This is a genomic window from Lentilactobacillus farraginis DSM 18382 = JCM 14108 (assembly GCF_000583655.1).
GTDB lineage: Bacteria > Bacillota > Bacilli > Lactobacillales > Lactobacillaceae > Lentilactobacillus > Lentilactobacillus farraginis.
Genome location: NZ_BAKI01000002.1, coordinates 134,566 through 158,291, shown reverse-complemented (window position 1 = coordinate 158,291; position 23,726 = coordinate 134,566). Strand labels below are relative to the sequence as shown.

Sequence of the window (23,726 nt, the reverse complement as noted above, 5' to 3'; positions counted from 1 at the left end):
ATCCACCTCACTTATCTCTGGTTGACTTGTAATAATTGATCAACTGCAATTGAACATCCCTTGGCTTCAGCTCCTTGAACCCGACCAAGTAATCGAAAGCCGGTTTTGTCTTGGATTCCAATATCCTCTGTTAAAATTGCGACACAGGAATTCCAATTTGACAAATCGTAATAAGCGATTAAACCGGTTTGCCCAGCTGGAACCGGCTGAAGGGTATTAGTATCCAAAATCTTAATTCGAACCCACGCTGGAGCTTGTTTGGTGTATTTGATAGGAAACTGGTGGTAAAGGTCGAACAAATTTTGATCATAACATTGTGAACAAACCTCCGTCATGCCATACATATTGATGTAGTGGTCCCGATCGATTGCAAAGGTTTTCTGAATGGTTTGGAATAAGTCCTGAGGAGAAACGCTTCGGGACTGGCCTTTAAAGCCACCGGTATCGAATAGTCGGCTATCCTTTGGTAAATTAAATGTCAAATCGTGGGTCTGCAGGTAGTCCAGTAAGTGCACGTAGGAAAAGCTTGCGCCAAGAAGCATGACAGGATATTGGCGGGTCTCAGCATCTTGCAATGCGGCAACGATTCCTTGATAATCCATCCCGTTTTCATTAATGAAAACTCGACTTTTTGAATCACCAAAGTAGTCAACAGCTTTACTAACATATCTGGAAAGAGATGAATTTGGATTGGTGTCGGCTCCTGGAAATAGACCTAGAATCGTCATTTGGTCGCGATCGGGAAGGACATATTTTTTAAAGGGAAACTTCATTGAAGCATCCCAAACCTTAAAGCTTGGGTGGTAGTTACGGCTTCGATGGCTGGGATCGGTTGTCCCACTGGACATAAAGACTGGTTCATCTTTTGTAATCGGCGTTGTTGAGAGTGTCAGCTGTTTGTAGCCTTGAATTGGCATCAATGGAATATCTGACCAATTTTTAACCAACAATGGTGATCGGCGTTTACTCTGGGCATATTTACGAAAAGGCAAATTATTTTGAAATTGATAATCAAAGACTGCCAATGCTACTTCGTTAAAAGTCGGGTCACTTTGAGTCGCTGAGTTACTGTTGGCAAATTGTTCGATAAAGCTTAATACCAGATTTTGAATTTCAGTTGACGTTTTTGTCATTGTGAGAACCTCCTCTAAAAATGTTTGGAATCGAAATTAAACAAACATGTAAACCGATTGCGGCAATTGCACCGATTAGAATATTATTGGATAAAAGCGTTTTGAGATCACCTGGAAATCCGGACGCGTAGGTTGGCACTGCAATCGCTAAGATAATCGATAAGCCAATGATTAAATTATTTGTGTCGTTGTTTGGTGCTTTTTTAAGAATTGCAAAACCAGTTGTAATCAAGGTAGCTGCTGCCGGTAAAAACATACCGCCAATAATCGGTGAAGGCGTCAACGATAAGAACGCGCCTAGTTTGGGAATAAATCCCAAGATAATGAGTAAAATGCCAGTTAATAAAATCGGTTTTCTGGAATGAACACCGGTTAGTTTCATAACACCCAGATTTTGAGCGAAGGCCGTAGTCGGAAAACCTCCGATTAGAGAAGACAGAATTGAACCAGCTGCTTCACCGGCAATACCGTTACGAATCCGCTTTTGGTCCAACTTAATTGACAATACTGAAGCAGATGCTTCATAAACGCCTAAAGCTTCGATCACGGCAACAGCATAAGCAACAAAGAACGTTAGAAAGATTGACCAATTAAAGGAGAACCCGCCATAGGGTAGTAGGTGAGGGAAGCCAAACAATGGTTTTGCTCCCAAATCTGATAGCTGAATAGCACCGGTCACACCAGCGAGAACATCACCAACTACCAAAGCGATTAGAAATGAGAATTTATGCCAAAGTCCCTTTCCAAAAAGCGACAGAACTAGAACAATCAAGGTGGTGACGGTGGCTAATAGAAGCGTTTTGGGGGATGCAAACCCCGGTGTTCCGGGACTGCCTCCTAAAAACTCGGATAGTGTAAAGCTGGCCAATGAAACGCCTACCAAAAAGATAATGGTTCCCGTAATTGTCGGTGTCAATTTTTTGACTAATTTAGTCAGCAGTCCCGTTACTGAAAGGCCAAATACCAATAAGGCACTGAGCAGTATCGAACCGCCCGCAGCCGGCAGCATACCGGTTTTACCGGCATTAATCATCAATGCGTCAAAAGCAGCCGATGGCCCTTGGACAATCGGCAGTTTAACCAGCTTGGTTGCCTGAATAAGGGTGACCAACCCGGAAGCAATAAAAATGGCGTTGACCAAATTAGTTGAAAGTGTCAACGAAAGCCCCGCGGATGAGGCAACGAAAATTGGATCAAGCCAGACATTGGACACGAAAATGTGCTGAATGCTGACTAAAAAAGTTTGTCCCCAGGGTAAGGTATCGGTTGTTGCAACACCCGGTTTTTCTCGCACGTTGTTCATGAATAAAAGCATCTCCTTAAGTATTTTCTTAAGTCAGCTGGTACCCGATTTCGTTAAACGCAAAAAGGCTGAATTCAAAACGAATTCAGCCGCAAATACAGGACATTTAATTAATGCTTTTCCGGTAAGGTTGGCTGCATTCCTACGCTGGTACTAACCAGATCAGGTACATAGGGTTAAGATTGTTGACACAATCTAGTCTCAGCACAATGGCTCCCCTTGCAGTTAATTTAAGTGCTTAAAGTATAACACGATTTTATTTAAATTATCACGCTGTTTTTAAGTTGATTGTCCCGTTAAAAGACGCCTATTAATAATTGAGGTGAATCTTTCCATGACGAATCAATTAATTACCGTAGAATTAATAATTTGGTTTCTTTGACTTTGAGCCATATAGCTTAGTCTGCAGTTTATCACCAAATTTATCGATTTTCTTGCCGGCAAAAATTGTCCCGCCTAATAAGACGCCACTGACAATAAGCGTACTGGCAACCATAAATTTAAAAATCCCTTTTAATGCGTCCATTTCAAATCACTCACTTTCTAATTTCGTTTGACAAAGAATGAGACAATCAAGACCAGAATAACGGCCCCGATAATCGAGGGGATTAGTGCCATTCCTGCTAAGCTTGGCCCCCATGAGCCCAACAACGCCTGGCCAATTGCGGAACCAACCAGGCCGGCAACAATGTTGGCAATCCAACCCATTGATTGACCATTATTGGTAATCGCACCTGCAAGTGCACCGATAATTGCCCCAACGATAATTGACCAAATTAAACCCATTATAAACGCCTCCTTGTCATTAATTACTTCGAATTAAGGTCATTAGCCACATTGATTTGCGGATCGTCTAAAATAGATCGCCACGCAACAATCTATAATGTGACTGTCATTGCTTTAGCTAAAATGTTAGCTGTTGATTTAAGATTATCAGTTGGCATTTAAACTGTCAAAAACGAGGCTTGAAGATTGTAAGATCGTGTGAGCGGTTTGGTCGTTGCTTGATAAATTAAAAACGGCTTGCCACGTTTAAACAAGTCAGCTTGAAAAGTTGATAATTAAACCGTGAAAAGTCGTTTTTTAGTTTTTAGAAGAATTGCCGCATGATATCTTTTAGCGGTGGTAGTTCCGGAATTTTCTTCTCTTCTTTGAGGTATTGACTACCGAATTTCATGTAACCCTTGGCTTCTTCACCAACGATTTTACCGGGAAGTGGGGCGTCATCGCGTACATAGGCATTGATCAAAACCGGCATGTTTTGAACCCGATAGGCACGATTCAAAGCCTGGTTAAATTCTTCCGGTGTCTTGGCAGTAATACCAACGCCGCCAGCAGCGTCAGCGAACTTGGCATAATCCATATCTTGTAAATCAATTTGGTAATTAAGCTGACCGGCGGCCTGCTGTTCATATTCGATAAATGCTAATTTCGAGTTATTGAGGACAATGTTGATGAGCGGTAACTTATATTTAACCGCGGTAATAAAGTCCTGCATGACCATCGCAAAGGCACCGTCACCGTTGACTGAAATAACCGGTCGATCCGGATAATTCAATTTGGCCGCAATCGCACCGGGCAAGGCGCAACCCATGGTTCCCAAATATGCTGAAAGAATAAACTTCTGAGATGGTGAAACGTTTAAAAAGCGGGCACTCCAAGAGGTTGCTGTACCAACGTCAATTGAATAAATGGTGTTTAACGGGGCTGTTTCATTAATTTCGTTAAAAAGTGCTTCTGGTGCCAGTGGCGTAGTATCCAATTCTCGTTTGCCTGCCATCCACCGGTTCCAATTGGCCACATTTTCCTGACAAGCCTTCAAAAAGCTGTCGTCTGGATGCAAAACCGTTGTTTCCGCAAGATCCAAGCGATGCAAAACGTCTTTGATATCGGCAACTAAGCCAACGTCGGCCGGATAACGCTTGCCGATGGCTGCCGGGTCAAGATTAACTTGCAGACTTTTGGCCGTGCCGGGCTTTGGCAAGTAAGCTTTGTACGGATAATTGGTTCCCAGCATAATTAGTAAGTCAGTATTTTGCATTGCTTCATAAGCCGGTTTGGTGCCCAGCTTGCCGACATTTCCCAGCGAGTTTGGATGACTGTCACCGATAATCCCCTTAGCTGGTAAAGTGGAAATGAACGGTATCTGGTTTCGCTTCAAAAAGTTTCCAACCTGGCTGCCGGCATTTTTCGCTCCCAAGCCGACCAAAGCCAATGGTTTCTTTGATTCACGAATCAATTTGGCAGCCGCCTTAATCCGTTCGTCATCTACTTGAGGCGCCGTTAGCTGAAATGTGTTGGCAGAGCTGGTGTATGAGCTGGCGGCCTTTTGTTCCGGTAAATTATCCGGTAGTGTCAAAACAGCAACGCCATGTTTTTCGTAAGCTGTTCGAATTGCTTCATCAACGATTTCGGCCAAGTTGTCGCTGGCAGTGATCAATTTATTATAGACAGCCACGTCAGAGAACAGCTCTGGTGTATTGACTTCCTGAAAATAGGCTTCATTGAGAAATTGCGTATCTACCTGTCCCAACAATGCCAACACCGGAACGTGATCCATTTTGGCGTCGTAAAGCCCATTTAGCATGTGGATAGCTCCCGGACCGCCGATTGAAAGACAGACACCCAGTTTACCGGTCAATTTTGCTTCCGCCGCGGCAGCTAGAGAAGCAACCTCTTCGTGTCGGACTTGAACAAAATCGATTTGATCCTGCTTTTTTCGTAACGCATCCACCGTTGTATCGATCGAATCACCTGGAAGACCGTAAACGTGTTTGATGTGCCAATCTATTAAAACATCTACTAACTGCTCAGAAGCTTTTTGCGCCATCTTGCGTCATCCTTTCTAAATGTATGTGAGAAAAGCTTACTTTCATTGTAGACAATCTAATTGGAATTGTAAAAAAGAAGCTTTTTTAATTTGGAAAAACGTTTTAATTATGTATTGATTGGTATGATATACTTAATTAAAACAAATAATCAGGGTGTGGTTAAGATGGCAGTAAATCAAAACATTTTGGGGATATCGATTATGAGGCAATTAAAGGTAAAGGTGTTGAAAACGGCGTTTTTATTACAACGTCCGATTTTAGTGATTCAGCAAAAAAATATGCTGACAACTTTCAAATTGTCTTGGTAGATGGTATTCAATTAACCGATTTGATGCTTGAATATGAAGTTGGCGTTTAAGTTAAGTGTGAATATAAGCTCTATGAAATAGACGGCGATTTCTTTGATGAATAGTTTGGATAAGGGGATATCGTCTTAAAAGGCCTTACAAAAGCGTGTTTTTAACAAACAGACTTTTATAAGGCCTTCTAAGCTGGTAGAAAATAATTAGTTGGTTTTCAAATGCAGGTTAGCCGATTGGTGTTGAAAAAGTGCGATTCAAAAGTCACGCAAATTGATGCCGTCATCATCTTCCGTATCGACATAGGTTAAGATATCTCCAGGTTGGCAGTTTAATGCCTTACAGATTTTTTCCAGAGTACTGAAACGGATCGCCTTGGCTTTTCCGGTTTTTAAAATTGAAATATTGGTAGGTGTTATTCCGACTAATTTGGCTAATTCCCCGGTTGAAATGTTTCGTTTGGCCATTACGACGTTTAGGGTAATTTTGATCATGACTTTATCACGTCCTTTGTTAAATGGTTAGTTCGGCTTCTCTTTTTATTTTGGTTGCTGAACAGAATAGAATGTAAATGGTTCCGATAATGGCAAGGGCAACTAAGTCCGCATAAATGTCTTCCCAGGTACCATCGAAGTAGCCGGTATTAACCCGGCCAAGATAAGTTCGAGCCAACTGATTGGCCCCGGCAATAAAGGGATCAGCTGCCAATGCATAAAATTGGGCAACAATGAAAGTCCATAACAATCGGCGGTTTTCATCACTGAAATATTGTCGTTGTCTGATATTCATCAGGATTTTGATAAGAGCTTTTAAGCCATATAAGGCCCCAATAACTGCCAGAACGGCACCGACCGACATTAAGCCGGCGTAGAGGTATTGCGGAAAATGTTCGATGGTGGTTTGCTGAAGGTGAAGGTGAGCAGAAACGACCAAAAAGTTGTCGTTCTGTAAGATATTGGTGGTAACGGTTCCCTTTAAGGCTTGGACAACCAAGCAAATCGGGATTAGAAAACAAAACCATGTTAAAGCAAAAGACAGGCGGGCGAGTAATGATAAAACAAAAAGTGCAAAATTAAGAATCTTTGGCATAAAAACATCTCCTCGAATTGATACTATCGATTATATTTTATCGATAAACGATAATCAATAGTTATTTTTCGAGGATAAAATGTGAGCTGGCGTCATTTAGCATTTTTAAATTAACATAAATGTAATTAAAACAATGCTATTAATTTCAAAATAATCATAAATCCGATATGGTTAATAATGGCCACCGTTGCGCCCATCCCTTTCTTTGCACCCGTTCCCGGTAAATGTCCAAATGGGCGTTGTCTTTTTGAAAGCTTGGAATCGGACGACATTGCAGGTTAACTAAATCATTAACGCCATAGGGGGTAATCAACTTCAAATTATTAACCTTTAAATAAGGATTAATTTAGCTGATATTGGTAAGTTGTCCTTTATTTACTTGCCGGTTTGAAGTTTTACCAACGCGCGAGAAAGCGTTTTGGCAATTGTTTCCGGTGATGGTGCGTGTTGATCATCCTGGCTCAGCCAAGTATTCAAAACGTTCCAGAAACCGCCGACCGAAAAACTCATCACGCAGGAAATTTCCTGACGACTGCCATTAATATGCCAAGGGGCGTCAAAAAAGTCATATAGGCGAAAGGCCGCTGGATTTATCTGGTCAAGTAGGTTCATGAACAAATTTTGGTGAATTAGTAATCTAACCAGCTTTCTCTTGGACCACCAAAAGTTAAAGAAAATGGTCAAAACCTGCTCAAAATTCAAATTAGTTTTGGGAATTGCCTGTAGTTGGTTGAGATAGTCATGAATAAGCTGGTCACCTAAATAGCTTAAAAGGGCAGTCTTGTCTTTGAAAAGACGATAAAAGGTTCTTCTGGATAATTGGGCTTCTTCGGCAATATCTTTAACCGTGATTGATTCATATGGTTTTTCTTTTAGTAGTGTAATAAATGACTCAATAAGCCATTTTCGCGATTGCGCAACCATACGTTGTTTCCCGTTAATAAAAATCACTCCTGTCACACTTGATTGGGAGATGTAGCACTTGTCTTAGAGGGCTGGCTTTTCTCCTTTAACCCAGTATACTAAAAAGTAGGTAATGTGTCACGTGTGTAACAGATTGCTACAAGTGTGACAAATTATGTTTGCGCAAATGTCATTGCCTAAAATAACAAAACTAACCAATTGGATCACTGCAGTGTTTCTTGATTGGTTAGCTTGGGAGGCAATAAAATGAACCGGATTAAAAAAGTTTTGCCAGTGTTATTGCTGGGAAATCTGTTGTGCATGATGGACGTTTCGATTATGACAATTGTTCTGCCGGAAATCCAAACGGCTTTTAATGTTAGCTTAACGGACCTGTCCTGGACGCTAAACATTTATATGATTATGTTTGCCACCTTTATTATTCCGTTTGGCAAGTTGGCGGAAAAGGTTGGGCGAAACAAGTTTGTCTTTGCAGGATTGGTTATTTTTGGCGTTGGCTCATTACTAACTGGGATTTCAACTAATTTGCTATTTATGATCGGTGCCAGAATCGTTCAAAGTATTGGGGCTGCGATTATCATTCCAACCAGCATGGTGATTGGCTTGGAACTTAGTGATCAGAAAAATCGCCATAAAATCGTGGCAGCTTTGGCTGGCGTTCAGGGGTTGGCAGTAGCATTAGGTCCCAGCATTGGCGGATGGTATCTCAATATTGGGGCTGGCGTTGGGTATTCTTTATTAATGTCCCTTTGATTTTATTGGACCTGTTTATTTACCCACTGGTCTTACCATTGGGAAATGAGCAACGGTTTAAAATTCAAATTGATTGGGTTGGCGCGCTTTTAAGTATGGTAATGCTATTTTCATTTTCACTTGGCTTGGTTAAAGGAAATACTTGGGGCTGGCATTCAATGATTATTCTAAGTTTATTCGGGCTGTCCTTCATCTCACTAATCGTTTTTATTTTGCTTGAAAGTCGTTTGAAATCACCGATGATGGATATGCGGTTATTTAAAAATCGCAACTTTGTCGCAGCAGGTTGCTCGTTAGTTCTTTGCAATTTCTTTTTGGGTGGGATGGCCGTATTAATTCCGACCTTCTTGACAAGGATTCACGATGAAAGTGAATTACATGCTGCATTGTGGATTACCCCGTATTCTTTTGCCGTCATGATTTCGGTTATTGTAACTTCCCTCTGTGTAAGGCGAGTTAATAATAAATTTTTGCTCTCTGTTGGTTTTATTTTGATTGGGATTAGTTATTATTTATTGTCGCAAATGGATCTTGATCGGGGGTATACGGAACTGATCATAGCAGATATTGCTTTAGGGGTTGGTTACGGTTTGGTGGCGGCTACCGCAAACATTTTGGCAGTGGCAGATTTCCATGGAACGCGATTGACCGATTCGCAGAGTGTCGCCAATGTTTTACGGCAGGTGGGAATGGTGTTGGCAATTGCCGTTTTTATGACGATTTTGGCCAACCATATTACAACTGCGAAGCAGCAGACAATTAACGACGGGAAAAGCCGAATAGCCCGGTTAAACGGACCGTCAAAATTGCGACAGCGGCTTATTCGACTGCTAAATGTAAAGTTAGCCACGGCCAGTAATCAGGTTAATGGAAGAAATCAACAAATTCAATTTCACCAGATCCGGATTTCAACCAAAAAGGTTAAAGCAGCGTCACAAACAGCCTATCAGAAACGTTTAAAGCAAATTCAAGTGACTAACCAATTGACGTCAATTAAACAGATTCCGGTAGCTTCACGTCAGCGATTAAAGCTAATCATTAATCAAAAGGTTAAGCGGGCAGCTGTTGAAAAAACCACGCTGATTAATCGCCAGCTCAGGCGATTAATTATTCACGTTAAAGCCCGGTTGCATCATCATCTGGATCGTGCTTTTTTAACGGTTTATGGGAATATGGTTTGGCTGCCGTTTATATCATTACTGGGATTACCATTATTTTCTTTTAAAAAGAAAAATGACCGTCAAAAAAATCGGGATTAGTAGGGATTGTTTAACCGATAAAAAGTGGCATAATCAAAGTATCAATAGAATTTGGGGATGAGGGTATGACCGGAAAGCAAATCCAGCGGTTGTTAATCACTTGTTTTTGGCTGATTTTGTTTGGTTCAATAGCAATTGTTCAAGTCAGGGCAGCTTCTTCATCGGTTATTCAAGATCAACTGCATATTTTATCGACAAGTCAGCGACAGCGAATTATCCGGGTTAATCAGCAATGGCGGCAAACCAGAAATCAGCCGGCAATTTGGGTTTATACTTTAAAGCAGGTTCCATCAGACGTCAGCAACGACCCCGCGTTTGGCACCTCGGATGAAAGTCCAATAACTGCTTTTCAGAGTTTCAAAGAGGATGTGTTGCGAAAAAATGCCCGCTATGAACTGCCGGCCCAATTAGATGAAGACCGTCAGATGGCTGTCTTGCATCAAGCCAATCGACTTGAAAAACGGGTCTCTTTAATTATCGTTTATCCGGTCAAAAATGGTTTTCGAACGATTCTATTGCCTTCGGATGATTTGGCCAAGGCAACCTCTGATTTGCAAAGTTGGCGGTTAAACCGGCGGTTGCCGGCCAAAAGCGGTACCGGAGCCACCATTATAGCTTACTTTAACCGGTATCAGCCATTTGTTTCCAAGCACGTCGCGACGGTTAAGAAAATAAAACCGGGACTCAGCTGGAGTGAGGCCGGCTTTATCTTATTTTTGGTAATTGTAATTTCCTGGCTGATTATTCACAAGCTGCGACATCCCCATTCCCATCTTTACTTCGATACTTCCGGCGGCAACAGCTTTGGTGAAGGCTATTTCTGGGGCTGGTTTGACAATAACCACTTTGGTGGTGGCAACGGTGGCTGGGGACCCTGGTGGTAAATTGCTTTCTCATAATTTAAATAAGATTTCGAAGATTCTCAAACGCTTCTGGGCTGATTGCTTAGAAGTGTTTTTTGGTCAACTGATTTGCAAACCGGTTTGAAGTGGTTAAATCTGGGCAGTTACTGATAATGGTGCTTTGATTTTTTAAGTAACAATAAGTAAAAAATAATGAGAATTTCAACAAGGTAATGTGATAAGCTATAGATATCTTGCAGACGTTTAAATATGGAGGGGTATTTTTTGAAGAAACAAACAATCATTGGGGCGGGGATTGCTGGTTTTGCGCTGGCAGTTCTCATGTTTACACCACTGTCGACTCACGCTGATGGAATTGGCGGTTCTACCATTATGGAGCCCGGCCAAGGGGTTACGCCCACCACGGCTGGAATCGGAAAATCCACAATTATCGCGACTGGCGATTATGCCAAACAGACGACAATTGACAACTTACCGGTTAAGACGCAATCAATTGAAGGAAACCAGGTAACGGTAACTGTTCATAGTAGTGACGCAAGTTTGGACGGCAAAACCATTACCAAGAACGTTGATCTAAGCAGTATTTATCCGGGAAATGATAACTCAGCCCAGTCGCTGTTGGATTCCGTTAATGATATTATTAACGGTTCCCTTGATAAAATGGTCCAGGGGCGGCCAAACGTTATCAGTGCGTTAACCATCGGACTGCCGCAGACAATTTTAAATATGCTGGGCAACGTCACCACTTCCAGTGATGTTTTGGGCGACTTTAGTCGGGGATTGACCAGTGTCATTGATCAATTTAATACGCAATTTCCATTAGGGATTATTTCGGCTGGTATTTCCGCCGTGGGTTCGGTTGTTTCCGGCATAACCGGTGATATCAGCAAGAGTGGCGGTAAAATTGATCTGACCGGGCTGCAATCCAAAACAGCGGATAAGACACCCGAGAATTCTACTAAACTGCCGATTATGAAATTAGCTGGTAATGAATTTCTGGCCGACAAGACCAATCATTCAACCATGACCTTTACTTATAACGATCCCAAGACCGGCAAAAACGAAACCGGTTATGCGGAAGTTAACTGGTCGGGAAGTTCAACCCAGCTTTTACCAAAGAAAAGCTATAAGGTTAAGCTATATAAGGATCAGCAGCTAACTGACAAACTGAAGCTTAAACTATTTGACGACGCTAAAAAAGATAATACTTATCAATTAAAAGCCAATGAGACCGATCCAACAATGGCCAGAAACCTGGTTAACGCCAATATCTGGAAATCCATGGTGGCTTCGGAACAAAACGTTCCCCAAGAGCTGAAGGCCAAGCCTAATTTGGGTTCGGTTGAGGGCTTTCCAATTTTGGTCTTTGTAAATGGGAAGGGCCGTGGCTTATACACGCTGACGACCGACAAGAGCGGTGACCTGTGGGGGATGGACAAGGATAATCCCAACCAGGTGGCTGTTCAGGGAAATGTTAACAGTTCACCGGCAGAAATGTTTGATCAGGGAAATGCCAAGGTTGACGGCACCGACTTTAGTTCGGAAAGTTCAGATACGATTACCGACTACGCCAAGAACAATCTGAATGACTTTATCACGTTTGTCAGCAAGTTCTCCGATGACGATTTCAAAAAGGGACTTACCCATTACATCAATCTGGACAACGTCATCGATTATTATTTATTTGTTAATATTCTGGGCGCCTATGACCAAATTGCCAAGAATGCCACTTATTTGTCTTATGATGGCGGCCGTAGCTGGCGAATGACGGCCTACGATAATGATTTGACGCTTGGAAATTACATTTTTGGGCTCGGAATTCATGAACCCTACGCAATGTATTACAATGCTTCCCGTGGCGGTTTATTCCCATCCCATAATACTTTATTAAGACGGGTAGCCCAGTTGTTTGGCCCGGAAATTGCTGCCCGGTATAAGCAGCTGCGTTCGGACGGGACGATTAGTGCCGACAAGATCAATAATCAGTACGTTGATTTTATGTCGAAAGTCGGTTACGACAACTACACTTATGACCAGGACATTAATCCGTTGGAAATCAATCAATATACGCAGGGATTGCCGGCGCTTGAAAAGGTTGTGACAACCAGGATTCAAACCTTGGATAACCACTTTGGCTACACTGGTAATTAAGTTAATTTCAAACTAAAAATCACCAAAAACAAAGCGTCTCCTTCAATCGAGAAACTAATAATTCTCGATTTTGAAGGAGACGTTTTATTTTTAAATCAGCAGCATTGCAATATACCGACCACAACGAATTTTACAAGACATTGGTTTGAGACGACAATTTGCTTGAGACAACCGGCATATTGCCATTGCGAACTCTGATTTCATCGATTAAATGTTTTTCTTCCTTGACGTCTTTTAGCTTAATGTAAAACGACAGCTCATAGACTGAACCCATGGTAGTGGTTTTAACTGAATCATATGAATAGTCGTAACCGTATTTTTTCAGCAAATCATCAAATAGTCCCGGAAAATCCAGATCTTCGGGGATCGTAATTTTTAATTCGCGTTCAGCAGTTTTCTTACGATCACCAAACGAAGATGAATTTAAAATCAGCAGGTAGACTGTTACGACTGCTGAGAAGAAAATGGCATAAAAAACGTAACCCATGCCCGCGGCCAGTCCGACACCCATTGCCCAAAAAATCGTGGCAATGTCACGGGAATTTCCTGCAACGGATCGGAAACGAATCAGACTAAAGGCTCCCAGAACCGCCATGCCGGTTCCCAGATTACCATTCATATTAACCAGCATGATAATTAGTTGAACCAGCAGCGGCAGGGTAGCCAGCGTAATAACAAAGTTTTTGGAATAAGTATTTCGATACATATAGACTGTCGCTACCAATAATCCCAAAACAATTGAGGCAACGACGCTGCCCATAATTGAAGGCAGTGTGTAGGCGACTGTGTGTGCTTTAAACAATTGTTGTAACATGTTTTTTCCCCGCTTTATTTAAATAGTGTTGATAAACATAACCGTACTTTGAAAACCGGCCCTTCACCAAATGCAGATTGGCAATAATGTTACTAAACCAAATAGGATAAGCACCGGTTGCCTTAACTTCCATGATTGTTTCAAAGGGCGGCTTAATTTTAGTCCCATTACCGCCGTGGCCAAGGATTAAATCGTTATCCCGGAACCGGACGTTAAAGTCAAACGTTACCCGGAAATCCGGATCGTCATTGGCAAATAGGGCTACGCGTTCATCGGTAATTAATGCTTTTGGCGCCAACGTATAGCAGCCAAACAGCCATTTTATTTCCTGACGAATTTGATTGTCGGCGACAGTTAGCTGATACTTTTCGAGACAATCAGTTTTCGTAGCCAGTGTTGGTTCCAACAATTCATAAGGTATCTCCAGTCGCCGCTTATAGACAACCCCATCAATTTTCTTCTTTATCTCTAAAAAGACCGGGTCATCAGGCAGTGGTGTACCATAGCTGCGAACTCGGAATTTGGACTTATACGATGCTTTTTCAATGCTTCGATTAATTATATAATACTGTGGTGTATCGAAATATAATGATAAAATAGTGGTTAGTCCGTATTGGTCTTCTGACATATAACCCGTTAAAAGTTTGCGAATATTGGTATATTCTTCGGCATTGAGTAAATATTTATACTCACGGCGCTTAAAAACCTGCTTTAGCCCCAATTCTAAAGCCCCCTCTAAAATATAATCAGTCAATCCTTAAAATTGTAAGATAATATGCCGATAACGTCAATCTTGTCCGGCGTTAGAGTCGCGGCCAAACCTTGATAAACCAAGTTTTCCAAAGATAAATATATATTTATCCCCCTTAACTGTAAAGCCCATATTAAATTAAATGTCTTTTAAGAGAGTGAGTGATGATAATGATAACGTGGTCGCCTGAGAAAATCGCGGCGTTTCAAAAAACGTTACTGAATTGGTATGATCAAAACAAACGTGATTTACCCTGGCGGAAGGATCATGATCCATACCATGTCTGGGTTTCAGAAATTATGCTGCAGCAAACCCAGGTTCAAACGGTGATTCCTTACTATCAGCGCTTTATGAAGCTGTTTCCAACGGTTCAGGCATTGGCAGACGCTGACGAGACTCAACTCATGAAAGCCTGGGAAGGGTTGGGGTACTATTCACGAGCCCGTAACTTACAAAAAGCGGCCCGACAAATTATAACCGATTATCACGGTGAATGGCCGAAAACTAAAGCCGGTTTGCAGGAATTAAGCGGGATTGGCCCGTACACAGCCGGTGCAATTGCCAGCATTGCCTTTAATCAACCGGTTGCTGCAGTTGATGGCAATGCATTTCGAGTGTTTGCCCGGTTATTAAAAATTGACGCGGATATCGCCAAACCGCAAACCCGCCGGCTGTTTGAAAACGTGATCGGCCGAGTTATCTCAAAAGACCGACCGGGGGACTTTAATCAGGCTATTATGGATTTAGGTGCCAGTTACATGACCGCTACCAACTATCACTCGGCGGATTCACCGATGAAGGCGTTTAACCAAGCTTATTTAGACGGGTTGAAGATCAATATCCGGTCAAGACAAAAAATAAACGACCGGTACCAGTGGCCTACTACGGTCTTTTGATTACTTCTAACAACGGTTTTTTGTTTGAAAAGCGACCGGCTCATGGCATCCTTAGTAATTTTTGGATGTTTCCCTTGGTTAAAGTGGCGGATCTCAAGGTAGCAAAGGACGCTGACGAAGGCCAACAGTTAAATGCTTTGGAAAATCAATTCTTAGAAACCTATCGACTAAAAATACACGTTACCAAACTTGGCGGTCAGCCGGTCACGCATACTTTTACCCATCAAAAATGGCGAATTACGTTACTGACGGCGAACTTGGCCGAACACGTTGATTTGAGCTATTTTCCGGGTAAATGGATTCCGGCAAGTGCTTTTAAAACATTTGCCTTTACCAAAGTTCAGGATAAGATGTGGCAACGTTATCAGAAGCAAATTGAAAAATAAGGCTTGCTTTCATGGTGAGGCAATAATTAAAAAATCTCGAGCGATAAAAACCATTTTCGAATCAACCGGAAATGGTTTTTATTTTGGCTTTAACAGTGATCGTCAATGGGTGGCTTAGTTGGTTGGCCACCTGAGATGCTGACGAGATTTGGGGAAACACCTAGTATTTTTCGACAAATTTGTCGTTTTATAATGAAGCTGAGATTAAGGATCATCATTGATTTAATGTCGCTTAAGTACTACCGTTCAAAATATGAAGGCTGGCTTAATTCATCGATGTTATTTCAAAAAAGTCAAAGGCTTAATAAGGGAAGGAAACTATTGTGGAAACAATCAAAAATCAGGATCAAATTTCAGTACTGTTGGAATCACTTTCAAACGATCATGGTGAACCACACTGGTTTACGGAAAAACGGTTGGCAGCTCTGGATATAATTGCCGACAGGCCGCTGCCCACTATTTCGGGGATTGACTTGCAGCAACAGCTGGCCCAACTTTATTCACCGGATATGAAGTGGCGCCGGTCGGATAAGCAGTTATTGAAAGCAGCCAACATTGAAGATGCCGATATTCAAATAGTGAAAATCGGGCAAACAGCGGTTGAATTAAGACTTCCGGACGAACTGGACGATCAAGCGTCATTTTAACGGATCTATTTGCCGCTTTTCGTGAGCATCCACTATTAGCGGAAAAATTCTTTATGTCAAAAGCCGTTTTGCCTGATGAAAATTCGTTAACCGCATATCACGCCGCCTTTCTTAACAATGGGATCTTTCTCTATATTCCGGAAAACGTTAAGGTTGACCAGCCAATTGAGCTGCACCTAATCCAAGATAATACATCAAATCAGGCAATGGTAGCTCATATCTTGATTGTAGCTGAAAAAAATGCCAAGGCCTCAATTATAACGAATTTGAGTAGCGTTGGTGATCAAGCCAATCCGGCTGATTGTGTCACTGAAATTATCGCCAAGCGAGGAAGTGCCATTAACATGACTGCAGTTAATCGGCTGGGGAATAATCAACTTACGTATCTGAAAGAGCGGGCCACAGTTGGTGCCCAAGCAACTATTAATCAATTAACGACGTTATTAAATCGTGGCAATACCGTGATGGCGGCGGATTATCAGTTAACGGGGCATAACGCTCGCAGCCAGGCAAAAACGGTTGCCTTAACCAGCGGTCAACAACAGATGGTCATTCAAAATCAAATTCATGGGCTGGGTAAACAGGCAAATGGCACTCTCCAGCAGCGTGGCGTTCAACTGGGAGAGTCTCATTTAACAATAAAGGCGCTTAATGATACCAATGATAAAGTGCAAGCAGCGGATAGCCAAATTTTGGCTTTGGACGCTACTAATACTGATTGTTTGGATCAGCAGAGGCGGTCCAATCAGCCGGTTAAAACAAGGCAACAGTTGGTTCAGGATTATTTCAAACCAATTATCGGTAATCAGACAACCAAATCGTTTTATGCCCGACTGATTCAGTCCATTAATGATCGACTTGATAAATTGGTAATTAAATAACTAACAAGAGTGAGGTTGGATTAAGATGAAGAAAATGATTATCAGAATCATCCTGCTGATTGGTATGGTTATCAGTGTTGTCGGTCTGAGTAGTTGTCACTCGAGGTCGGCAACCACTGTGCCTACCAGAACGGTAGTTGATATGACGGGAAAAAAGGTTAAAATCCCACAAAAAGTGACGCGGGTAGCGGACCTTTGGCATGCTAACAACCAAGTGGTTTTACTTTTAGGGGGGCAGCAAAAATTAGTAGCCACAACAGAACTCATCAAAGCGCAACCTTGGTTTACCAAAATTGATCCGGAAATTAAAAAAGCAGTTTCACCATTTTCGGGTGCTGATATTCAATCGGAGGCCTTAATTAAAACCAAACCTGATGTGGTAATTTCGGCTGATTCGGGTCAGCTGAAGATTGCCAATAATGCTAAATTACCCGCAGTCAACGCAATGTATCAGGATTTTAGCGGATTAAAAAGATCCATTAAATTAACGGCGACAATTCTTGGCGGTGAAGCTCCCAAAATTGCCAAGTCGTATAATAAAACCCTTGATCACAATCTGGCCGTGGTTAAAAAGCAGTTAACGGGTCAGTACCAACGACCCCGCATCTTGCATATTGTTAATCCAACCAATTTAAATCAGGTTGATGGTCGAAAAACAATCGTCGATCAATGGATCCGGGCAGCTGGCGGCACCAATGCACTTAAGCAGACCGGTAATATGATTTCAGTGACCACTGAACAGTTAATTAAGGCAGACCCCACAATTATTATTGTAGGTAATACAAGTTCGGCCAATGCTTTAAAAGTTTTGCGGCGAAATCCGGCGTTTAGTCAGCTGACAGCGGTGAAGCGGGGTCGCGTATATGGAAATCCTCAGGGAACTTTCCCTTGGGACCGTTACAGTGCTGAAGAGGCACTTCAAGTCCTCTGGGCAGCTAAATTGTTCCATCCAAACCGTTTCAAACAATTAAACCTGGTAACCCAAACTCAAGCCTTTTATAAACGTTATTATCATTATCAGTTATCTATTCATGACGCCAAACTAATTTTGGCTGGGAAAAATCCCGGTGAATAATCGTTAATGATTAACTAAGCGTAATTGGAAAAAGTCTCTAACAGATAAAAACATCCGTTGGAGACTTTTTTGACCTGATCTGGATTAATAATTGCTAATTATCAAATTCAGCCAACTCACAAACATTACGGCCAAGTTGGGGAACATAAGTGATCTTAAGCGGTGCATTATAAAGGGTTGCCAAGTGTGATTCAGTAATAATGTCAGCTGTGGTACCAATTTTCAATCGGCCGGCGTTTGAAAAAAGGCCAACCTTTTGGTTCAGAATCAATGCATGATTTGGGTTATGGGTGGTCAATAAAATAGCGTAATGACGGTTCGCTAATTTTTTTAATAAGCGCAGAACTTGTCGTTGGCGACCAAAATCCAATGCTGAGGTTGGTTCATCCAAAACAATCAGTTTAGGCTTTTGCAGCAATGCTTTGGCAATCATAATCATTTGTTGTTGGCCACCGCTTAAAGCGGTCATTTGTTTTGATTCAAGACTGGCCAGACCGAGTTCTTGAAGACAGTTATGGGCAAGTTGATAGTCCGATTTTCCCGGGACATTGACAAAGTTGATAAAGGGGGTTCGACCGGTCACAACAAAGTCAAGTACGGACAGAGGACTGGTGATTGTGGTAATTTGGGGAACGTAGGCCAGAAGTCGAGCCCGCTTTTTTCCTGGTATTTTAGTTAGATCAGTCCCCCTTAAGTGGATATGGCCGGTATTAACGATTAATTCGCCCGACAAACATTTAAGCAGCGTCGTTTTGCCGGCACCATTGGGACCCAGTAAAGTGAAGATTTCACCTGAATTAATTGTCAGGCTTAAATTGGTAAATAAATTGGCTTGATTGGGATAATGAAAAGCTATCCGAGATGCAGTTAGAATGGCGCTCATAATTTAACCCTCTTTGATAATAGAATGTATATAAATATTGGGGTACCGATAAAACCAGTTAAAATGCTTAATGGAATTTCACCGGCTGAAATCGTCCGGGCTAGTGTATCAACGATTACCAAGAAAAGCGCGCCGACTAGTCCAGCCAGCGGCAACGCGTATCTAGGGTTGGGGCCGATTATCAGTCGGGCAACGTGGGGAACCACCAAGCCAATCCAGCCAATGGTGCCGCTGATACAAACCGAGGCCGCCGTTAAAATAGTGGCACATAGAATAATTAAAAGCCTTTCAAATCTTAGATTGATTCCTAATGAACCGGCAGCCGAATCCCCCAATGAAATTACTGTTAACCGCCAGCGCATGATACATAAAATAATTGTGCCGATAATAAGTAACGGCAGCGTTGTTAGCAAATTTGTCAGCGTAACTTTTGCTAAGGAGCCCAATTGCCAAAAGACAATTGATTGCAATTGAGAGTCCGGGTCAACCAGATATTTGATCAGACCCAAACAGGCCTGCATTAACCCACTGACAATGATGCCGGCAAGAACTAAGGTAAGGGTAGTTCGCTGATGCATTAATTTTGGAATTGACATCGTCAAAAGAACGGCTGAAATACCAAAGATAAATGCCAGAATTTGAATCGCCCATGGTTGAAAATTCAGCAAAATTGCCAGTGCAGCACCAACGGCGGCCCCGTTTGAAACGCCAAGCAGATCTGGAGAGACTAACGGGTTTTGAAAAATGCCTGATAAGCCGTCCCCGACAAAGCCAGTGCTGCACCAATTCCTGCTGCTGCCAATACCCTGGGCAGGCGAATATTAAGCACCACATTTTGATTGACAGCGGTACTGGGGATGGTGTTGGTTAAAATACCAAAAACCTGCCTAAGTGAAAGTTCATATCTACCAACACTTAATGCGATCAGCATACCAATAATCATGAGAAATGCTGCTGCGATGAGTGTTAAACGTTGCTTAAAAAATAAGTGTTGTGTCATGACTGCTTGGCCCTCATTGTTGTTTGTTGAATAATTTGGTCGACAAAAGTTGAAATAGCTGCCTGATCTTTAATATCCGGCTGGAGATCAACGAATAAGGGATCGGCGCCCCGGTTAGCCCCCGCATGCGCCAGAGCCGCGTCAAATATAGTAACGGCCCGGCAAAAGTCCGCTCCATAGAGTCGATCTCCCGAACCGACTACGCCATAGGTTAATTGGTTTAAGTCGGTTTGGTGCACATCATCATAGACTGCCAGGCCTTCCGGTGGTAAATCACCAGAACCATAAGTGTAAGGAACCACGACCAGAATATTACGATCGGTGATTTCGTCCAGATCCGCCTGTAGCATATCGATCATTTTAGTTTGAACAGCCTGTTTAATCAGGTAGTTGGTAATGAATGTCGCAATTTCTGCGTTATTTCCAGTTAAGGAAGCATAAATAACAGTTGCAGAGAGCATTTTAGCCACCTCTTTATGAAGAAAGTATAGCATTGTGCGGTTTATAACATTATTAGGGAATTGACTAATTCAAATCATTTCCGCCCTTTGACATAATAAACGTGTAATCAAAAGATTGGGGTGGTGATCGTGGCTTATTTACGGATTTCCAACAGCCCGCTCCCCGTTAATGACTTGTATCAGCGATTAAAAGATCCCAAGTATGGTGGAATCGTAACTTTTATCGGAACAGTCAGACAGTGGACCGGGCAGATTGAGACCAAACAGATTGAATATACAGCTTACGAGGCAATGGCAAAAACGCAATTGGCCAATCTGGCAGAACCAATTGAAAAGCAGGGCGGTCGGGTTGTCATTGCCCATCGAACCGGTCGGCTTAAACTCACCGACGAAGCTGTTTTTGTCGGAGTTGCGGCCGCCCATCGAGCGGAAGCCTTTAAGTGGTGCGAATATTTAATTGATACATTGAAAAAAGATGTCCCAATTTGGAAAAAAGAAATTGACACGGATAAGATCAGGTGGGGAACAACGTTATGAATCTGAAAGTAAAATTATTTGCCATGCTACAGGACCAGTTTGACACTGAAATCACGGTTACAATTTCTGAGCCAATTACCGGTAGTGCAATTAAATCGGCACTGATCAAGAAACTACCCGGCAGTCAAGAAATTGTTCAAGAGTCCAGAATTGCGATTAATCAGGAATTTATTGACGATACTCTGCCACAAACAGGCAATATTTTGGATGTCGCGATAATTCCACCGGTTAGTGGCGGCTAGGAGGCATTTTATGGAAAAACTATATGATAAGTATGATCGATTACACGACTATGTTCGGCTGTCAATTACTGATCGTTGTAACCTCAGGTGTGTTTACTGTATGCCCAAAGAAGGCTTGCCGTTCTTTCCGACTGAACGGGTATTATCGCAGGATGAGATTGTCCAGCTAGTCGAAAATTTTGCAGAAATGGGTGTTTCAAAGGTCAGAATCACAGGTGGTGAACCTCTGCTTCGAACAGATGTCGTGGACATTGTCCGTCGAATCAAAGCGGTACCGGGAATTGATGATGTTTCGATTACGACCAACGGCCTTTTTCTGGAGAAAAAAGCTGCTGCACTTAAAGCTGCTGGACTGGATCGACTAAACATCAGCCTTGATACGTTTAAACCAGCTGTTTACCAAAAAATCACCCGGGGTGGTCATATTCAACAGGTGCTTGACGGGATTAATGCAGCCAGTCAATTACATTTTAAAAAAATCAAATTAAATATTGTTTTGATTAAGGGACAAAATGATGATGAAGTTTTGGATTTCATTAAATATACCAAAGATCACAATGTAAACGTCCGGTTTATCGAGTTTATGCCGATTGGTAACGCACTTCGAACTTGGAAAAAAGAGTACGTTAGTTTAACCAATGTTTTTGATATCTGCCGTAAAGCCGGGTTAACATACCATCCCATTGAATTAAGTGGCAACGGGCCGTCTGACAATTACCAGGTTGACGGTTATACCGGTAGCTTTGGTCTGATTCATCCCATCAGTGCCAAATTCTGTGAAAACTGTAATCGGCTGCGAATTACAGCAGATGGCTATGTCAAAGCCTGCTTATATTGGAACGAAGAGATTAATATCCGAAAGGCGATTCCGGATAAGCCGGCATTTCGACAACTAATTCAAAAGGCGCTTGACAATAAGCCGCTTAATCACGAAATGGCACTGGCTGAAACGGATCGAATTATCGATAAGGCACCCACTTGGCGCCATATGAGTCAAATTGGGGGGTAAAAAATGGCTAATCAGGTTAATATTCAAACAGAGAATCGGGGCCGGGCGTATTTGACGCTGGCACTGGCGACCATCGCCATGATCGTTTGCTTTATGTCATGGTCCAACTTTGCGCCGCTGGCTTCGGATTTGGCAAAGATGTTTCATTTAAGCGTTGGCCAGCGAACACTTCTACTGGCAACGCCGGTTTTGCTAGGGTCGATTATGCGGGTGCCCGTTGGTATTTTGTCAGACAAATATGGTGGTAAAAAAGTCTATTTGATTTTGATGGTTTTTATTCTGATCCCACTAATCATGATTCCAATGGTTCATTCGTTTGGTATGCTGCTGGTAGCCGCATTGCTGGTTGGCATGGCCGGCACGTCATTTGCAGTGGGGGTTTCCTATGCTTCGGTCTGGTTTCCGCCTGAGCAGCAGGGACTGGCACTGGGAATTGTTAGTATGGGGAATATGGGTAATGCTGTGGCGGCACTGACGCTGCCATCCATTTCCAAAGGTTACGGTTTTGATGCGGTTTACTATTTTTTAATTGGCCTGACAATTATTTTGGCTTTGTTATTTGCGGTTTTTTGTAAAGAAATGCCGGTAGATAAAACCAAGACAATCATGGGAGCACTGTCGGTTGCTAAAGAGAGTAGTACTTGGTATCTTTCTTTATTTTATTTTTTAACTTTTGGTTTGTTTGTTTCATTTACTAATTTAACCCCATTATTTTTAGGGGATGTATTTGGCGTCCCACAGATTCAGGCTGGCTTGTATGCGGCCTTATTTGCGGGATTGTGTACAATTATTCGACCGGTAGGCGGTTACGCAGCAGATCGAAAACGGCCGATGCAACTGTTGCAATGGTGTTTTATCGGAATTGCACTGTTTGCACTGCTGATTATGCTGACGTTTAAGTCACAACCGCTCTTTATTACCGGGATTGTCGGGGTTGGCCTGGTTGCCGGTTTTGGCAATGGTGTTATTTTTAAAATGGTTCCTTATGTTTCAAAAGGTAATACCGGAGCGGTTACGGGCTTTGTCGGCGCACTTGGTGGCCTGGGCGGCTTCTTCCCACCGTTGGTTGTCGGCTGGCTTCATGGGCTAACGGGCCAGTACCAAGTGGGGATTCTACTACTCGTATTATTTGCGATTCTATGTTTATATGTTTTATGGAAACGATTCATTCATGGCGACTTTCACATCGTCAAATAAAAATTCAGTTAATGGGAGTGTCTAAATGAAAATTCTTAACAGTAACCCAGAAGTAACACAGGGACCGGATCAAATGTTTAAAACGACCAACCTTAAAATTACCCATTTGGTGCTGCCAAAAGGTAAAGTTATTAAACGGCATCGGTCTTTGATGACGGTAACGGTTGTTTCAATCAAGGGCAGTATTGTTTTTCATACAGATGACGCCAAGACGGTTTTAACACCGGGTAAGGCAGTTGTAATGACGCCTGGTGAATTTCACTGGCTGGAAGCTCCGGATCAAGACGGTGAAGTTATTGTTGTCCACGGTGTTTTAGCACCTCAAGAGGAGGAATAGGATTG

26 protein-coding genes, 2 pseudogenes and 1 riboswitch are annotated in these 23,726 nt (G+C 42.3%); of the genes and pseudogenes, 14 read left to right on the top strand and 14 right to left on the bottom strand.

The features are described 5' to 3' along the window. Positions 1-11 precede the first annotated feature (11 nt). The 5 genes from JCM14108_RS01695 to JCM14108_RS01680 all read right to left on the bottom strand — a co-directional run bounded on the left by JCM14108_RS01695 (position 12) and on the right by JCM14108_RS01680 (position 5,266). Positions 12-1,133, bottom strand: coding sequence for a LuxE/PaaK family acyltransferase (locus JCM14108_RS01695; RefSeq protein ID WP_035177809.1), 1,122 nt, complete (start codon positions 1,131-1,133; stop codon positions 12-14). Further along, the gene (locus JCM14108_RS01690; protein ID WP_081759830.1) at positions 1,114-2,436 is read right to left on the bottom strand and encodes a solute carrier family 23 protein; all 1,323 of its coding nucleotides are present in this window, start codon (positions 2,434-2,436) and stop codon (positions 1,114-1,116) included. The genes JCM14108_RS01695 and JCM14108_RS01690 overlap by 20 nt, the downstream gene beginning before the upstream one ends. A gap of 122 nt (positions 2,437-2,558) precedes the next feature. Continuing rightward, positions 2,559-2,666: riboswitch (TPP riboswitch) on the bottom strand. Positions 2,667-2,797: 131 nt separating this feature from the next. After that, entirely contained in the window at positions 2,798-2,962 is a 165-nt protein-coding gene (locus tag JCM14108_RS14785; RefSeq protein WP_169790411.1) for a hypothetical protein, read from the bottom strand. A gap of 17 nt (positions 2,963-2,979) precedes the next feature. Further along, a complete protein-coding gene (locus JCM14108_RS01685) occupies positions 2,980-3,222 on the bottom strand; it encodes a GlsB/YeaQ/YmgE family stress response membrane protein (RefSeq protein WP_035177804.1) in 243 nt (80 codons plus the stop codon). Positions 3,223-3,526: 304 nt separating this feature from the next. Next, complete coding sequence (locus JCM14108_RS01680; protein ID WP_035177802.1) at positions 3,527-5,266, bottom strand: pyruvate oxidase; 1,740 nt, start codon at positions 5,264-5,266, stop codon at positions 3,527-3,529. 194 nt (positions 5,267-5,460) lie between these two features. On the opposite strand from JCM14108_RS01680, the gene JCM14108_RS14220 reads away from it, so the two are divergent. Then, complete coding sequence (locus JCM14108_RS14220; RefSeq protein ID WP_369385515.1) at positions 5,461-5,625, top strand: restriction endonuclease; 165 nt, start codon at positions 5,461-5,463, stop codon at positions 5,623-5,625. Between the two features lie 198 nt (positions 5,626-5,823). On the opposite strand, the gene JCM14108_RS01670 is transcribed toward JCM14108_RS14220, so the two are convergent. The 4 genes from JCM14108_RS01670 to JCM14108_RS01660 form a co-directional block, all read right to left on the bottom strand. Continuing rightward, complete coding sequence (locus JCM14108_RS01670; protein ID WP_035177794.1) at positions 5,824-6,060, bottom strand: helix-turn-helix domain-containing protein; 237 nt, start codon at positions 6,058-6,060, stop codon at positions 5,824-5,826. A 19-nt stretch (positions 6,061-6,079) separates the two neighbouring features. Continuing rightward, positions 6,080-6,655, bottom strand: coding sequence for a DUF2975 domain-containing protein (locus JCM14108_RS01665; RefSeq protein ID WP_035177793.1), 576 nt, complete (start codon positions 6,653-6,655; stop codon positions 6,080-6,082). Between the two features lie 154 nt (positions 6,656-6,809). Further along, positions 6,810-6,968 carry a nucleotidyltransferase family protein gene (locus tag JCM14108_RS14215; protein WP_235807146.1) on the bottom strand — a complete coding sequence of 53 codons (159 nt, stop codon included), beginning with the start codon at positions 6,966-6,968 and terminating at the stop codon, positions 6,810-6,812. Positions 6,969-7,030: 62 nt separating this feature from the next. Then, positions 7,031-7,579 (bottom strand): TetR/AcrR family transcriptional regulator, encoded by a 549-nt coding sequence (locus JCM14108_RS01660; RefSeq protein WP_081759828.1) that lies wholly within the window; start codon positions 7,577-7,579, stop codon positions 7,031-7,033. 246 nt (positions 7,580-7,825) lie between these two features. On the opposite strand from JCM14108_RS01660, the gene JCM14108_RS15015 reads away from it, so the two are divergent. The 4 genes from JCM14108_RS15015 (at position 7,826) to JCM14108_RS01645 (ending at position 12,605) form a co-directional block, all read left to right on the top strand. Further along, the gene (locus tag JCM14108_RS15015) at positions 7,826-8,332 is read left to right on the top strand and encodes an MFS transporter (RefSeq protein ID WP_237745681.1); all 507 of its coding nucleotides are present in this window, start codon (positions 7,826-7,828) and stop codon (positions 8,330-8,332) included. Next, a complete protein-coding gene (locus tag JCM14108_RS01655) occupies positions 8,278-9,591 on the top strand; it encodes an efflux MFS transporter permease (protein ID WP_237745680.1) in 1,314 nt (437 codons plus the stop codon). The genes JCM14108_RS15015 and JCM14108_RS01655 overlap by 55 nt, the downstream gene beginning before the upstream one ends. A gap of 65 nt (positions 9,592-9,656) precedes the next feature. Further along, entirely contained in the window at positions 9,657-10,475 is an 819-nt protein-coding gene (locus tag JCM14108_RS01650; RefSeq protein WP_051995965.1) for a hypothetical protein, read from the top strand. Positions 10,476-10,718: 243 nt separating this feature from the next. Beyond that, positions 10,719-12,605: a CotH kinase family protein gene (locus JCM14108_RS01645; RefSeq protein WP_235807139.1), complete on the top strand. Its 1,887-nt coding sequence runs from the start codon at positions 10,719-10,721 to the stop codon at positions 12,603-12,605. Between the two features lie 130 nt (positions 12,606-12,735). On the opposite strand, the gene JCM14108_RS01640 is transcribed toward JCM14108_RS01645, so the two are convergent. Next, on the bottom strand, positions 12,736-13,419 hold the full coding sequence (locus tag JCM14108_RS01640) for a DUF4956 domain-containing protein (RefSeq protein WP_035177790.1): 684 nt from the start codon (positions 13,417-13,419) through the stop codon (positions 12,736-12,738). Then, positions 13,400-14,140, bottom strand: coding sequence for a polyphosphate polymerase domain-containing protein (locus JCM14108_RS01635; protein WP_035177788.1), 741 nt, complete (start codon positions 14,138-14,140; stop codon positions 13,400-13,402). The genes JCM14108_RS01640 and JCM14108_RS01635 overlap by 20 nt, the downstream gene beginning before the upstream one ends. Before the next feature lie 200 nt (positions 14,141-14,340). Between JCM14108_RS01635 and mutY the strand changes: the two are divergent. The 4 genes and pseudogenes from mutY to JCM14108_RS01620 all read left to right on the top strand — a co-directional run bounded on the left by mutY (position 14,341) and on the right by JCM14108_RS01620 (position 18,055). Further along, positions 14,341-15,452, top strand: a pseudogene (mutY, locus tag JCM14108_RS01630) (A/G-specific adenine glycosylase). A gap of 323 nt (positions 15,453-15,775) precedes the next feature. Beyond that, entirely contained in the window at positions 15,776-16,099 is a 324-nt protein-coding gene (locus JCM14108_RS14045; RefSeq protein ID WP_051995963.1) for a hypothetical protein, read from the top strand. Continuing rightward, positions 16,057-16,980, top strand: a complete 924-nt coding sequence (locus tag JCM14108_RS14040) for a SufD family Fe-S cluster assembly protein (protein ID WP_369385514.1) — start codon at positions 16,057-16,059, stop codon at positions 16,978-16,980. Before JCM14108_RS14045 ends, JCM14108_RS14040 begins: the two co-directional genes overlap by 43 nt. 25 nt (positions 16,981-17,005) lie before the next feature. Continuing rightward, the gene (locus JCM14108_RS01620; RefSeq protein WP_035177786.1) at positions 17,006-18,055 is read left to right on the top strand and encodes an ABC transporter substrate-binding protein; all 1,050 of its coding nucleotides are present in this window, start codon (positions 17,006-17,008) and stop codon (positions 18,053-18,055) included. 94 nt (positions 18,056-18,149) lie between these two features. Here JCM14108_RS01620 and JCM14108_RS01615 read toward each other — a convergent pair whose 3' ends face one another. The 3 genes and pseudogenes from JCM14108_RS01615 to JCM14108_RS01600 all read right to left on the bottom strand — a co-directional run bounded on the left by JCM14108_RS01615 (position 18,150) and on the right by JCM14108_RS01600 (position 20,399). Further along, entirely contained in the window at positions 18,150-18,938 is a 789-nt protein-coding gene (locus JCM14108_RS01615; protein WP_035177785.1) for an ABC transporter ATP-binding protein, read from the bottom strand. Further along, positions 18,935-19,938, bottom strand: a pseudogene (locus JCM14108_RS01610) (FecCD family ABC transporter permease). The gene JCM14108_RS01615 and the pseudogene JCM14108_RS01610 overlap by 4 nt, the downstream one beginning before the upstream one ends. Further along, positions 19,935-20,399, bottom strand: a complete 465-nt coding sequence (locus JCM14108_RS01600; RefSeq protein WP_035177779.1) for a flavodoxin domain-containing protein — start codon at positions 20,397-20,399, stop codon at positions 19,935-19,937. Before JCM14108_RS01600 ends, JCM14108_RS01610 begins: the two are co-directional and overlap by 4 nt. Positions 20,400-20,528: 129 nt before the next feature. Between JCM14108_RS01600 and JCM14108_RS01595 the strand changes: the two genes are divergently transcribed. Genes JCM14108_RS01595 through JCM14108_RS01575 form a run of 5 tightly spaced genes read left to right on the top strand, consistent with a single transcriptional unit; the run spans position 20,529 to position 23,721 of the window. Continuing rightward, a complete protein-coding gene (locus JCM14108_RS01595; RefSeq protein WP_035177774.1) occupies positions 20,529-20,936 on the top strand; it encodes a molybdenum cofactor biosynthesis protein MoaE in 408 nt (135 codons plus the stop codon). After that, the gene (locus tag JCM14108_RS01590; RefSeq protein WP_035177771.1) at positions 20,933-21,178 is read left to right on the top strand and encodes a MoaD/ThiS family protein; all 246 of its coding nucleotides are present in this window, start codon (positions 20,933-20,935) and stop codon (positions 21,176-21,178) included. The genes JCM14108_RS01595 and JCM14108_RS01590 overlap by 4 nt, the downstream gene beginning before the upstream one ends. A gap of 10 nt (positions 21,179-21,188) precedes the next feature. Then, complete coding sequence (gene moaA, locus JCM14108_RS01585) at positions 21,189-22,187, top strand: GTP 3',8-cyclase MoaA (RefSeq protein ID WP_035177768.1); 999 nt, start codon at positions 21,189-21,191, stop codon at positions 22,185-22,187. A gap of 3 nt (positions 22,188-22,190) precedes the next feature. Next, positions 22,191-23,384 (top strand): nitrate/nitrite transporter, encoded by a 1,194-nt coding sequence (locus JCM14108_RS01580; RefSeq protein ID WP_035177765.1) that lies wholly within the window; start codon positions 22,191-22,193, stop codon positions 23,382-23,384. Between the two features lie 25 nt (positions 23,385-23,409). Continuing rightward, positions 23,410-23,721: a cupin domain-containing protein gene (locus tag JCM14108_RS01575; protein ID WP_051995959.1), complete on the top strand. Its 312-nt coding sequence runs from the start codon at positions 23,410-23,412 to the stop codon at positions 23,719-23,721. Positions 23,722-23,726 lie beyond the last annotated feature (5 nt).

What these genes read in the sequence shown, in the direction of transcription:
- JCM14108_RS01640 (WP_035177790.1), bottom strand. Translation starts at nt 13,419, where the DNA reads ATGTTACAACAATTGTTTAAAGCACACACAGTCGCCTACACACTGCCT.
- JCM14108_RS01620 (WP_035177786.1), top strand. Translation starts at nt 17,006, where the DNA reads ATGAAGAAAATGATTATCAGAATCATCCTGCTGATTGGTATGGTTATC.
- JCM14108_RS01660 (WP_081759828.1), bottom strand. Translation starts at nt 7,579, where the DNA reads ATGGTTGCGCAATCGCGAAAATGGCTTATTGAGTCATTTATTACACTA.
- JCM14108_RS15015 (WP_237745681.1), top strand. Translation starts at nt 7,826, where the DNA reads ATGAACCGGATTAAAAAAGTTTTGCCAGTGTTATTGCTGGGAAATCTG.
- JCM14108_RS01590 (WP_035177771.1), top strand. Translation starts at nt 20,933, where the DNA reads ATGAATCTGAAAGTAAAATTATTTGCCATGCTACAGGACCAGTTTGAC.
- JCM14108_RS01655 (WP_237745680.1), top strand. Translation starts at nt 8,278, where the DNA reads ATGGTATCTCAATATTGGGGCTGGCGTTGGGTATTCTTTATTAATGTC.
- JCM14108_RS01650 (WP_051995965.1), top strand. Translation starts at nt 9,657, where the DNA reads ATGACCGGAAAGCAAATCCAGCGGTTGTTAATCACTTGTTTTTGGCTG.
- moaA (WP_035177768.1), top strand. Translation starts at nt 21,189, where the DNA reads ATGGAAAAACTATATGATAAGTATGATCGATTACACGACTATGTTCGG.
- JCM14108_RS01680 (WP_035177802.1), bottom strand. Translation starts at nt 5,266, where the DNA reads ATGGCGCAAAAAGCTTCTGAGCAGTTAGTAGATGTTTTAATAGATTGG.
- JCM14108_RS01615 (WP_035177785.1), bottom strand. Translation starts at nt 18,938, where the DNA reads ATGAGCGCCATTCTAACTGCATCTCGGATAGCTTTTCATTATCCCAAT.
- JCM14108_RS14785 (WP_169790411.1), bottom strand. Translation starts at nt 2,962, where the DNA reads ATGGACGCATTAAAAGGGATTTTTAAATTTATGGTTGCCAGTACGCTT.
- JCM14108_RS01580 (WP_035177765.1), top strand. Translation starts at nt 22,191, where the DNA reads ATGGCTAATCAGGTTAATATTCAAACAGAGAATCGGGGCCGGGCGTAT.
- JCM14108_RS01665 (WP_035177793.1), bottom strand. Translation starts at nt 6,655, where the DNA reads ATGCCAAAGATTCTTAATTTTGCACTTTTTGTTTTATCATTACTCGCC.
- JCM14108_RS01685 (WP_035177804.1), bottom strand. Translation starts at nt 3,222, where the DNA reads ATGGGTTTAATTTGGTCAATTATCGTTGGGGCAATTATCGGTGCACTT.
- JCM14108_RS01695 (WP_035177809.1), bottom strand. Translation starts at nt 1,133, where the DNA reads ATGACAAAAACGTCAACTGAAATTCAAAATCTGGTATTAAGCTTTATC.
- JCM14108_RS01670 (WP_035177794.1), bottom strand. Translation starts at nt 6,060, where the DNA reads ATGATCAAAATTACCCTAAACGTCGTAATGGCCAAACGAAACATTTCA.
- JCM14108_RS01575 (WP_051995959.1), top strand. Translation starts at nt 23,410, where the DNA reads ATGAAAATTCTTAACAGTAACCCAGAAGTAACACAGGGACCGGATCAA.
- JCM14108_RS01690 (WP_081759830.1), bottom strand. Translation starts at nt 2,436, where the DNA reads ATGAACAACGTGCGAGAAAAACCGGGTGTTGCAACAACCGATACCTTA.
- JCM14108_RS01600 (WP_035177779.1), bottom strand. Translation starts at nt 20,399, where the DNA reads ATGCTCTCTGCAACTGTTATTTATGCTTCCTTAACTGGAAATAACGCA.